General features: G+C 62.0%; 9 protein-coding genes. 6 read left to right on the plus strand and 3 right to left on the minus strand.

What is annotated here, in order from left to right:
• Window positions 1–262 precede the first annotated feature (262 nt).
• A complete protein-coding gene (locus I0C86_RS27240) occupies window positions 263–1,114 on the plus strand; it encodes an SAM-dependent methyltransferase (protein ID WP_323373873.1) in 852 nt (283 codons plus the stop codon).
• Between the two features lie 503 nt (window positions 1,115–1,617).
• Window positions 1,618–2,610: a protein NO VEIN domain-containing protein gene (locus tag I0C86_RS27245; RefSeq protein WP_196204149.1), complete on the plus strand. Its 993-nt coding sequence runs from the start codon at window positions 1,618–1,620 to the stop codon at window positions 2,608–2,610.
• A gap of 243 nt (window positions 2,611–2,853) precedes the next feature.
• Here I0C86_RS27245 and I0C86_RS45575 read toward each other — a convergent pair whose 3' ends face one another.
• Window positions 2,854–3,624, minus strand: a complete 771-nt coding sequence (locus I0C86_RS45575; protein ID WP_407676355.1) for a DUF4145 domain-containing protein — start codon at window positions 3,622–3,624, stop codon at window positions 2,854–2,856.
• 657 nt (window positions 3,625–4,281) lie between these two features.
• Between I0C86_RS45575 and I0C86_RS27255 the strand changes: the two genes are divergently transcribed.
• Complete coding sequence (locus tag I0C86_RS27255; RefSeq protein WP_196204152.1) at window positions 4,282–5,787, plus strand: ATP-binding protein; 1,506 nt, start codon at window positions 4,282–4,284, stop codon at window positions 5,785–5,787.
• Window positions 5,788–6,562: 775 nt separating this feature from the next.
• Here I0C86_RS27255 and I0C86_RS27260 read toward each other — a convergent pair.
• Window positions 6,563–6,973 (minus strand): GntR family transcriptional regulator, encoded by a 411-nt coding sequence (locus I0C86_RS27260; protein WP_196204153.1) that lies wholly within the window; start codon window positions 6,971–6,973, stop codon window positions 6,563–6,565.
• Window positions 6,974–7,134: 161 nt separating this feature from the next.
• Here I0C86_RS27260 and I0C86_RS27265 point away from each other — a divergent pair, with 161 nt between their 5' ends.
• The 3 genes from I0C86_RS27265 (at window position 7,135) to I0C86_RS27275 (ending at window position 9,390) form a co-directional block, all read left to right on the plus strand.
• Complete coding sequence (locus I0C86_RS27265) at window positions 7,135–7,611, plus strand: hypothetical protein (RefSeq protein WP_196204154.1); 477 nt, start codon at window positions 7,135–7,137, stop codon at window positions 7,609–7,611.
• Between the two features lie 152 nt (window positions 7,612–7,763).
• On the plus strand, window positions 7,764–8,489 hold the full coding sequence (locus I0C86_RS27270) for a GntR family transcriptional regulator (RefSeq protein WP_196204155.1): 726 nt from the start codon (window positions 7,764–7,766) through the stop codon (window positions 8,487–8,489).
• A gap of 1 nt (window position 8,490) precedes the next feature.
• Entirely contained in the window at window positions 8,491–9,390 is a 900-nt protein-coding gene (locus I0C86_RS27275) for a phosphotransferase family protein (protein ID WP_230394878.1), read from the plus strand.
• Here I0C86_RS27275 and I0C86_RS27280 read toward each other — a convergent pair.
• Window positions 9,349–10,755, minus strand: a complete 1,407-nt coding sequence (locus I0C86_RS27280; protein ID WP_196204157.1) for a sporulation protein — start codon at window positions 10,753–10,755, stop codon at window positions 9,349–9,351. The two genes, I0C86_RS27275 and I0C86_RS27280, sit on opposite strands and share 42 nt — an antisense overlap.
• Between the last annotated feature and the right edge of the window lie 101 nt (window positions 10,756–10,856).

The raw sequence follows: 10,856 nt of genomic DNA on the forward strand, positions 1-10,856 counted from the left end.
GCATTGGGTGCGGTCATCGCCTTGGGCGGTGCGCTCCTGGCGGACGTACGTAACGATCGCGGCCAGCGTCGCCGGGATCGAGAGTTGGACCGCCTCAGGACGTACGTCGACTTTGCCCTGGCACTGATCGGCATCCGTCACGCGGTCCGGTCCAGACGGTCGCCGCCGGGCTGCTGTGGCCCCACCTGATACAGGGCAACGGGGTAGGCTTTCCGCCTTCAGACCCGTGCGCTCGGAAGCTGTCGATTGTGGAGCTGATGTCGTGACCTCGCCCAGTGACGGAACCATGCCCGTGATCCGGCAGGACGTGCCCACCTCGGCCCGGATGTACGACTACTGCCTCGGCGGCAAGGACCACTTCGCCGTCGACCGGGAGGCGATGCAGGTCGTTTCCAGCCACTTCCCGGAGGGTCTGGACGCGGCCCGCAACAACCGGCTCTTCCTCTATCGCGTGGTCCGCTACCTGGCCCGTGACGCCGGCATCCGGCAGTTCCTGGACATGGGCAGCGGGCTGCCGACGCAGGCAAACGTGCACCAGGTCGCCCAGCAGTTCCAGCCGGACGCGAGCGTGGTCTACGTCGACAACGATCCCATTGTGCTGGCCTACGGGCGGGCGCTGCTCGCCGAGGACCAGAGCACGACGGTCATCGCGGCGGACATGGCCGAGACGGAGCTGATCCTCGCCGACCCGGAGACGCAGCGGCTGATCGATTTCTCCGAACCGGTGGCCGTTCTGTTCCTCTCGATCGGTCACTCCATCGTCGACGACGAGATCCTGCGGTCCATGTTCCGGACCGTCTGGGACGCGGTCGCCCCCGGCAGCTTTCTCGTGTTCTCCCAGATGTGCGGGATCGATCGGGCGGCGGTGGAGGAGGGCAACGAGATGTCGCGCGGCCTGGGCCTGGTGTGGCGGAACCGTACGCCGGACGAGGTGGCCGAGCTGCTGCGGGGGATGGACCTGGTGGAACCCGGTCTGGTCGAGGTCGTCGACTGGCGCTCCGACCCGAACCAGCCGCCGTTGGCGCAGGTCGACGAGCCGTTGCGGCCCTTCCTGGGCGCCGCCGCGAAGAACCGCCGGGTGATGGAGTACGGGGCGGTGCTACGCAAGCCCTGAGCTTCCGTCTGATCTGTGGTCACCCGCCCTGATTCGACCCTTTCCGGCGCTCGCGTCACGCGAGGGCCATCTGGGCGAGGGTGGCGCCACTCGACGACATTCGGATCCTGCCGACAGGGGAGAAACCTTCTGGTTCCGCCCATGATGCAAACAGGTCGGCGGCTTGACTGATGATCATCAGTCCAGCCGCCGACCTGCAACTTCAGGGTGGAGCCGAGGGGACTCGAACCCCTGACCCCCACACTGCCAGTGGCGGTCTCGTGGCCTCCCGTACTGCCCAGTCCTGCCGGCCTGCCTTCTCCGGCTGTTCCGCCCGTAGTTCCCCGTGCATCTCCGCCTAGCACTGGTTGGCCTGGCACGGATCTGGCACGGGTGCGGCGCCGGGTCACCCTCCTCACCTGGACCACGGTGGCCGAACCCAGCGCGGCTTGCGCAGGTTCGATAGACACAGCTTTGTGACGTTGAACGAGTGGTGGCGCAATGACCCAGAAGAACGCTATTGGATGGAGATCACCAACCGCGTCGACCTTGGCGCTGACCTCCACGCTCCCCAGGTCAACGACAAGGGAGGGGAAGAGTGGAGCTACGCGCTCGTAGCAGCTGTCAGGCCAGGTGACATCGTCCTCCATTGGCACAAGTGGCTAGCTGGCTACCGAGGCATCGTCGGCTACTCCGTAGCAGCCAGCGGCCCATATGAAGATCAAATCATTTGGGCATCACGCGGGACGTACGGCCGGACCCGTCCCAGCGGCGGGCCGGAAGCCTCCTGGAGATACGAGCTCACTGACTACACACGAATCGCCGGGCTAGACCAGGACCGTTTTCGAGTACTTGAACCCGAACTTCGGAGAGTCAAGGCAGACCTGGAGAGCCGGTACAGTGGCGCCCTCTACTTCCCCTTCGCCTTCTCTGACAAGCGACCTGTGCGAGCGGCACAGGGGTACTTGGTGAAGTTTCCCGCCGCGATCGTCGCCGCAGTCCCCGAGCTCCTAGCGCTACCTAAGCCCGTAGCTGACGCCCGACCAGACCAGCGGTCGACCGTAGACGAGACCAAGTCAGCACGACGCAAACGATCCGGCTCAGGCAAGCTTGCCGACACACCTCTGCGGTTGGCCATCGAGCGTCATGCTGTCGACTGGACGATGACCTATTACGCCAGGCTTGGGTACGACGTCAAAGACGTAGGGACCACCAAGTCCTACGACGTGCACGCGACACAGACCGGCGAGGAACGCCACATCGAGGTGAAGGGTTCGACTGGCCTAGCCAATGCAGTAGAGCTCACGGCAAACGAGGTCAACCACGGACGGACGGACATAACGGATCTGGTTGTCGTAGATCAGATCCAGTGGCGGCGGCTCCCGGATGGCAAGGTCGAAACCCACGGAGGACATGCGCGCAGGTGGGCAACCTGGTCACCCTTGGACACACACTTACGGGCAACCCGCTACCACTACGAGCTTCCACCCCACTTTGAGGAACACGACATCGAGTAGATATGGGGGCAGGCCCGAGCGTCAACAGAGGCGGGCTCACCGACGGGACGACCTGAAACCCATAGTCGTCCCTGACCTGGACTAGGCCCATGAGTTCGCCGACACCAGCCCAGAGGTTCCCGCCCCCGGAGTGCTCGCTCGTTCGCGCCAGTCGTCAACCCCTACCTAAAAAACCGTTGCGTGGGCCAACGGTTGACGCTTGGTGCCGGATCGTATTCGACGCAGGGAAGGAGCACATGGGGCCTAGGCAGGGGGCGGGGATTCGCCACCTCCGTTGTAACCGGACTTCCCGCTCGCTATTGCCGATGCAGTGTCGCTAGAAACGGTCGTCGGTGGCGCAGACGCCAAGGACGACCTGCGCCCCCTGAACGCCTGATACTTTTGACTGAAGACGTATACATAGCTGAGTAACGCTTCAGAAAGATCCAACGCATCACGCGCATCATCCGAGCTAATAAATACGGAGGTATCATGTGCCGCCTCGTTACCGAGGGCGCGGAGATCATGGGACCACTCCGTAAGCCTTCCTTCAATAACTCCGGTGGTCTTTAGACTGTCAAGTTTCTTCTGGAGGTCTCGACCGGTAGCACCTTTGTCTGCGCAAACTGCTTCTAGCGTTCTCCGAACCATCAGCGCAGACGCTGTGTACTGACCGGCTCGATAACAGGCACGCGCTTCCTCATGAGCCTTACGGGGCGCATCAGGGATTGTTGGACTTAGCGACACATCCAGAGTTGGCCATATTACGGTTGGTGGACCATCATCAGTCAGATCGCCTTTGTAATCGAAGTCGAGACGCTGCCTTATCACTATCAGGTGTCCACAGTGAGAGCACTTAATCAAGCTGTTAGCTACTTGACTCTCCCAGTCCATCAGCCATCCGCTGGGCGTCGACGACGTTGGCGCATCGCACGCTACGCATACCACTGCGACGGGTTTCGTGGCTCCGCTCATTTGACAAATATAACCGGTCTGACAGAAAGCTGATCCGCCGGCCACGAATGTACGTTCCATCCCGTCTGCCGTCGCCCACCCGACGCGGAGCGGACCAGGGCCATGGCGCCAAGATCGAACGGGCTAGAGCGAGGCTGGGTGAGACTCACGAAGGAGGTCTTGGCATTCGCCCCGCCCAGGACCTTTTTGTGCACCTGGGGGCGGGTAGAGGATTCGAACCGCTGGAAACTTTCACAAGGATTTAGAGTGCAGGCAACCAACCGGCTGCCAACAGGCGCCTGCCCTCTATTCGGGCTACCTCTCCGTATGTCCTCCGAGGCACCCCTTCACCATAGACGGCGACCCGACGACCCGCCGGCGACGGCCACGCCCAAAGCACCTGCCGTGCCCTCGTCCCACGTGCACCGGTCCCCAGCGTTCGCCAGAGTCCCGGATCCGTCCAATCATGACTCTGGGTGACCGAGCTGAAACATACGCGACCGGCTAGGCGATCCCACGTGGTCCGTCAGTGACGCCTTGACTCCTGCCGCTCTGCACCGGTCAGTATCCGGACGTATCGGCCCAGGCTGTTCCAACGGGAGGCGCGGATCCGGCGGGCCGACGGTGCTGTGAGGCTACAGGCTTGATCTAATACATGGTGGACCAGTCACCGCGTCTGGGCGCCTACAGGGCGATCCTCTTAGGTGACTTTGCAGAACCACCCGCAAGGAGGCAGTGGTGAGTTCGACACGGACGACCGCTCAACTGGTCGCCTTGGTCAGGGAACTGATCACGCTGCCGCGCGAGATCGAGTGGCTCGAAGACAAGGTCAACAACGCCGAGCCGGAAAAGATCGGAGAGTACCTATCGGCGCTCTCAAACTCTGCCGCAAGAGCGAGCCACGAGCGCGGCTACTTGATCTGGGGAGTCCGTGATTCCAGCCGTGAAATTGTCGGAACATCATTCCAACCTTTTCAAACGAAGGTAGGGAATGAGAATCTAGAAAACTGGTTGACCCGCTCTCTGTCACCTCAAGTCAATTTCACATTTCACGAGCTAACCCTAGATGGAATTCGCCTCGTCCTCTTGGAAGTCGAACGCGCCGGCCATCGCCCAATTGCGTTCAGGGGCGAAGAATACATTAGAATCGGCTCCCACAAGAAGAAACTAAAAGAGCACCCAGCTGCGGCCAAAGAATTATGGCAGTCCTTCATTCTAACCTCGTTCGAAGAGGGAGTTGCGACTGATCGACTTCAGGCAACGGACGTAACCACACTAATCGACTATCCCGCGTACTTTCACCTAATGAAGACACCCCTTCCCGAGAATCGGGCCGCCATCCTCGAAACCTTGCGTGCCGAGGATATAGTGAGACGCGCCGACGACGGATCTTGGAGTATCACCAACCTCGGAGCACTGCTATTCTCCCAAGATATGAAGGACTTTCCTTCGATTGCACGTAAAGTAATTCGCGTGATCCAATACAAGGACAATAGCCGGGTTGAAACCTTGAAGGAGCAAGTAGGGGTTCATGGCTATGCCGCTGGTTTCGGTGGCCTTATTGGTTATATTAACGGCCTACTGCCGTCGAACGAAGTCATCGGGCAAGCGCTTCGGCAAACCGTCAAAATGTACCCCGACCTCGCAGTTAGAGAACTTGTAGCAAACGCGCTCATTCACCAAGACTTCTTCCTAACCGGGACCGGCCCGATGGTGGAAATTTTCCAAGATAGGATCGAAATCACCAATCCCGGTGTACCTCTGGTTGACCCGCTTCGCTTTGTTGACAGCCCTCCGCGCTCCCGCAACGAGAGGATAGCCGCGCTTATGCGGCGAGGCGGTATCTGCGAGGAACGTGGAAGTGGTTGGGACAAGGTCGCGTTTGAAATCGAGTTCCATCAGCTCCCAGCCCCACTAGTCGAAGTGACGGCGGAGCACACCAGGGTCATTCTGTTTAGTCAGCGGAGCTTGAGAGAGATGGACCGCGCGGACCGAGTGCGAGCCGTCTATCTACATGCTTGCCTACGGCACGTCACCCGGCAGCAGGTCACCAACACCACAATTAGAGAGAGGTTTGGGATCGAGGTGCGCAATAGTGCTCGCGCTTCACGGCTGATCAAGGAAGCGATGGATGAACACATGATCACGCTGCGTGACCCAAACGCCCCTCTTAAGCTACGCGAGTATGTGCCCTGGTGGGCGGCACCGGACCTCACGCAGCGACCAGCCGCCGGGCTTGCGTGACACTCGCCGACGGCGCCGGAACCTTGCATAGTCAGGTGACGCCGACCAACGCAACCTGTGCCGCACCAGCGGGACGCCCGCCAGTCGCCGCAGAGCGACCGCACAACGGAGCGATAATGTGGGCCGGTAGCCCATAGGCCGCCACTACCGGAGTCTTCCCCAGGAGTCCTCCGACTGAATGGCGTCCAAGATCCGCCTGAGGGTGCCGCCCGGTGGGTGGTTACAAGCCATCCGCTTGTCATCGAACCGGGCTAAGCCGTACACCCTAGCGCCCGGAGCGCCAGACGCAGTCCGATCTGCTCGACCTGCAGGTGGTCGGTACTAGACCGAATGTGACGCATATCACCTAGGACTTCGGCGTGTCGTGAAACATTTGAGGACCGGGCTCACTACGCTCCGGCTAGCTATGCTGGGTTGAGGCGCCGGAGCGTAGTGAGCCCGGTCCTGCGCGCGGGCTTCCCTGAAGCTCCCTTGCTCCCCCGGTTGCACTGCCCGGCAGGACTGCCCCATCAAATAGCCATCAAACAAACCTAGGCATGCACTTCCCCTACTCAGAGGCGTGTCGTGCGGGCCAGAGGACGCCCCACGTGCCGTCAGCATCAAATACCCATCAAACAAACCGCTTGCCCGCCCCTAGGCGTACCGCGTCATGTCGTGCAGGGCAGCGGGCCGGCGGGGGCGCACTCTCGCACCGACGCGTGCGGCGTCGTTCGGGATCGTCTTGATCATGTATTGAAGGCCCCCGGGGTTACGCCCGCAGTGCGGTCATACGAGATCAAGCTGGGCGGATCAGCTCCGTCTTGTCGCCTGGGTGGACTTCGGTGGTGCCGTCGGGGTGATGCACCTCGATCACCGGCACGCCTTCGTCCATGTCGCGTTCGACTCGCTCCGGGTCGGCGGGCATGCGCGCAACCGCTCTACCGCCTGGCGGTAGCTCGACCGACACCCGCTCAGGTGGTACCCGCACCCGAGAGCGTTCTCCGCGTTCGGTGCTTACGAGTCCTTCGCTCCGGAGCAGGGCGAGCGCTTGGCGGACAGCGTCCCGGCCCACGCCGTACTCCTGCGAGAGGGTGACCTCGCTCGGCAACGGCGCCCCTGCCACGTACTGCCCGGCGTAGATGCCCTCGCGGATGAGATTCGCGAGTTGGCGATACACGGGCGTGTGCGAGCGCCGATCGATCGACATGGACGGCAGCCTTGCTGACGGGTACAGCCCTGTGTCCTTGTGGCCATATGGCCATATGGCTATCGTCGACGCTACGGAATGTGCTCCTGCTGCGACGCAACTTCGCGCCGCAGCACCCTTCCGTGTGCCTGAGGACCCGGATCGACCGACGGAGGACAGGAATGGATCTAGACAGGTACGCATCCGACCGGCTGACCAGAAGCGAACGGCGCACGACCAATCAGGCGCCCAGGTCTACCTACCGCAGCGATGAGCCCAGCCCTGTACCCGAACCGCCCAACGAGCGGGACACCCGCGACGCGTCCGGCTCTGCCTACCCGGGAACCCTCGTCGAGGTCACCGACGTGTTTCAGCCGCTCCCTCGCAAGGCGCTCGACGCGTTCGCAGGCCGTCTCCAAGCGGCGCCGCGATTCGTTCTCTTGATTCCGATCGAGGCTGGCAACCTCGAACAGGCTGTGAACCTTGCTGTGCTCCTGGGCCGATCCCTGCGGCACATGCCCGAGATGAGGGCCAGAGACGAGCTGGTGATGGACGTCCAGGCCGAGACATTTCACGACGCCTTCTGTGATCTCGTGCTCCCCGGCAACCTCGACTGCTTACGACAGGCCGGGCACCCCGGCAAGTGCGAGGCTCTGTAGGAGGCGAAAGTGCGATCATCGTGGGCCGCCTTGGGCGTACGCGACCTTGGTAAGGGAGTAGTCGGCGCAGCTTGACCGGTGCGGGGTAGTTGAACGCGGGTCCGGACGGCGGGGAGACTAGGGCCGTCGTCCGGTCCGAGTTAGGGAGGCACGTGGGCGGGCAAGGTGGCAGCGGAGTCGGCTTTCGTGAGATCGCGCAGGAGCTACGCGAGGCGATCAGGTCCAAGAGCCTGCCTCCGGGCTCCCCGCTGCCCTCCGAGACGGACGTCGTCAAGCGGTGGGGCGTTGCCCGCGTCACCGCGCGTCGCGCCCTGGCCGCGCTCGAAGCGGAGAACCTGATCGAAACCGTTCCCGGACGAGGACGGTTCGTACGCGACGCGGGAGGCACCTCGGGTGAGCGCACCGGGGCGAAGTTCGAGGCGGTTGCGGCTGCCGTCCGGCGATCAGTCGAGAGCGGTGCATTTCCACCCGGCAGCCGCGTGCCGAGCGAATCCGAGTTGAGTGAACAATTTCAAGCATCTGTGGGCACCGTACGGCAGGCATTACGTGTTCTGGAGAGCCGTGGACTTCTCGTCTCGCTGCCTGGCAAGGGCAGATACGTTCCACATGATCCGGAGTCAGGTCCAGCCGTCATGACGGACGCCGAGCGGATAGCCGCAGACATCCGACGCGACATTGCTCGCGGGGAGTTAGCGGCTGGGGCCACCCTGGCTGGTGAGAATGACCTCGCGGCAAGGTACGGAGTGGCGAGGGGCACTGTGCGCCGCGCCTTGACTGAGCTAGAGCGTGCCGGACTGGTAGATATCGCCAGAGGGAGGGGCCGCTTCGTGGTTGAGCAACCCGCGTCACGCGCTGATACTGAGTCGGAAGATGCCTGAAATGGGCGTGTCCCGCTCACCTTTCACATCGGATGAGGCAGTAACGGTCCTAGGCGAAGCCTGCCGAACGGTCGGGGTGTCGACCAGCGGCGCCACGATGATCAGGCTCGGCGAAAACGCGATCTTCCGCCTTCCTGCGGCAAGCTTGATCGTTCGCATTGCCCGCAGCATCGAAGTGCTTGACGATGCCCGCAAAGAGGTCCTTGTAGCAGCGTGGCTACGTGACACGGAACTGCCTGCGGCTCGAACCGCCGACATTCCTCAACCTATTGTCACGCTGAATCATCCTGTCACATTTTGGCATCCAATTATGGACAGCGGACGTAAGGCGCGTGCCGACGAACTAGCAGCGACTCTGCATCAACTGCACGACCTTCCTCCGCCGACGGAATTCAAGCTTCCAGAACTGAATATGTTCGGGCGGGTAAAAGAACGGATTGATCAGGCGACAGATCTCGACCCGAGGGACCTGGAGTTCCTTCGGGGACGGTTGGCCGAGCTTAGGACCGAATACAACGATCTCGCGTACTCGTCGCCGCCCTGCGCCCTACATGGCGACGCGCACGTGCAGAATCTTATCGTTGATCCGGGCGGGACTGCCGTGCTGATCGACTTTGAGCGCTTCGCGTTCGGTCACCGGGAAACCGATCTGTCCGTTACCGCCACCGAGTACGAGATTGGGTGGCACACCGATCAGGAGTATGCAGACTTCTGCCGGGTCTACGGCTACGACGTGCGGACCTGGGACGGGTTTCCGGTGCTACGGGCGCTCAACCAGTTCAAGATGACGACGTGGTTGATGCAGAACGTCCATGAAGGCCCGACGGTGGCCGAGGAGTTCCGAAATCGGTTGAAGACCCTACGCGATCCCAGCTCCCGCCGCCGCTGGGCTCCCTTCTGAGGGCGAAAGCACTTCGTCGGCCAGGCCGAGGAACCGAACCACTGCCGCGCTTGACCGGTGTGGCGCGAGATCGTTGCACAGGTCGCGGATGTAGCGGAGGTACCGCTCGGACTTGAGACTACCGGCAAGGGTGATGGCCTCGATTCCTGCACCGGCCGCGCGCTCCAGGTCAAGTTCGTGGATGCAACTAGCGCACAGAATAAGGCGCATAAAGGCGAGTGTCCGCACATAGCTGGGATCGGAAAGAGCTACAGCCTTGCCGACAAACTCCTGCGCCAGCTTCGGTTTACGGAGATCTCGGAAGCAGTGGGCCATCTCCCCCGCTAGCTCAGCCTCATCGAAGTAGTCGATCCATGGTGGGTCATCTGACGGCTTTCGACGGCCGAAAATAGTTTCCGCCCCGACCAGTACGGCCGCGCAACCCTTCTCATCTCCCGATCCCGCTAACGCGCGCGCCTCCATCGATAGCAGCATTGTCATGACGGTTGCGCTGGCAGTCTCTTTGCCGCCCTCTTGCGCGGCTCTCGCTAGCTGGGCTGCTTCAGTGAACCGGCCAAGGTAGTTTGCCTGGTGGCTCAGATTCGAGAGGATGCGGCTCCCCATCACCCGGTCTTGACCGGCCTGGGCCAGGCGTAGCGCCTGTATCAGGTACCGCTGCGCCAGGCCGTGCCGCCCAGCATCGTAAGCGGTCCATCCGAGTAGTTGCGCGACTTCCGAGGCAGCGGAGAAGAGTCGCTTTCCGACGCTCTCGGTGAACTTCCCGTCAAGCAGCGGCAGGACTTCGGCCGTGAAGTACTGCGCTAGAGCGCTACGGGCGTGCCCGCCGCCGTACTGGAAGTCGAGTTGCATGAACATCTTGTTCGTGGCGCAGATAGCGTCCACATCGGCCATCCCTACTCGACGTGCCGTAGCACTGCTTTCCGGAACCGGCTCGGGGCGAGATAGGAGCCATGGAAGCAGGGGCGCTGACCATGCGGCCGGGATGGCTGGTGACGTGAGGACATTCGGCAGGTTCGACAGATCATGCCGTGCGAGTTCCAGCAGCCGTAGCCGCGCTCCCGCGATATCTTCCGGGTATTGAAGCGCGCTTTCAAAGGTCGCCATGGGAGATGCCTGCCCCATGGCGATGTCTTCAACGCTGACTCGGAACCCAGCCTTCTCGGACAGAGCTTCCGCGATGAATCCGGCTGTCTGAGTTCGAGGCTGTGACCCGTCGAGCCACCGTTTGACGGTGACATGGTCGCACCTCAACTCCGTTCCGTGTCGCGCGGCGACCGCGCGTACCCGTGCGGCAAGTCCCTTGTTGGAGCAGTTGACTCGGGTCATGACCTCAGCCAAGGACAGGTTCGGCTGAAGCTCGGGCACGTCCCCTCCTTGATCCAATTGTCCTGAGTAGTCAAGTCCTTACACAGTCCATAGTCAAGGTCGTCCCCTTGACTATGGACTGTGTAAGGACTTGACTACTC

The sequence above is a fragment of the Plantactinospora alkalitolerans genome, from assembly GCF_015690345.1.
Taxonomy (GTDB): domain Bacteria; phylum Actinomycetota; class Actinomycetes; order Mycobacteriales; family Micromonosporaceae; genus Plantactinospora; species Plantactinospora alkalitolerans.

What these genes read in the sequence shown, in the direction of transcription:
- I0C86_RS27245 (WP_196204149.1), top strand. Translation starts at nt 1,618, where the DNA reads ATGGAGATCACCAACCGCGTCGACCTTGGCGCTGACCTCCACGCTCCC.
- I0C86_RS45575 (WP_407676355.1), bottom strand. Translation starts at nt 3,624, where the DNA reads ATGGAACGTACATTCGTGGCCGGCGGATCAGCTTTCTGTCAGACCGGT.
- I0C86_RS27265 (WP_196204154.1), top strand. Translation starts at nt 7,135, where the DNA reads ATGGATCTAGACAGGTACGCATCCGACCGGCTGACCAGAAGCGAACGG.
- I0C86_RS27260 (WP_196204153.1), bottom strand. Translation starts at nt 6,973, where the DNA reads ATGTCGATCGATCGGCGCTCGCACACGCCCGTGTATCGCCAACTCGCG.
- I0C86_RS27275 (WP_230394878.1), top strand. Translation starts at nt 8,491, where the DNA reads ATGGGCGTGTCCCGCTCACCTTTCACATCGGATGAGGCAGTAACGGTC.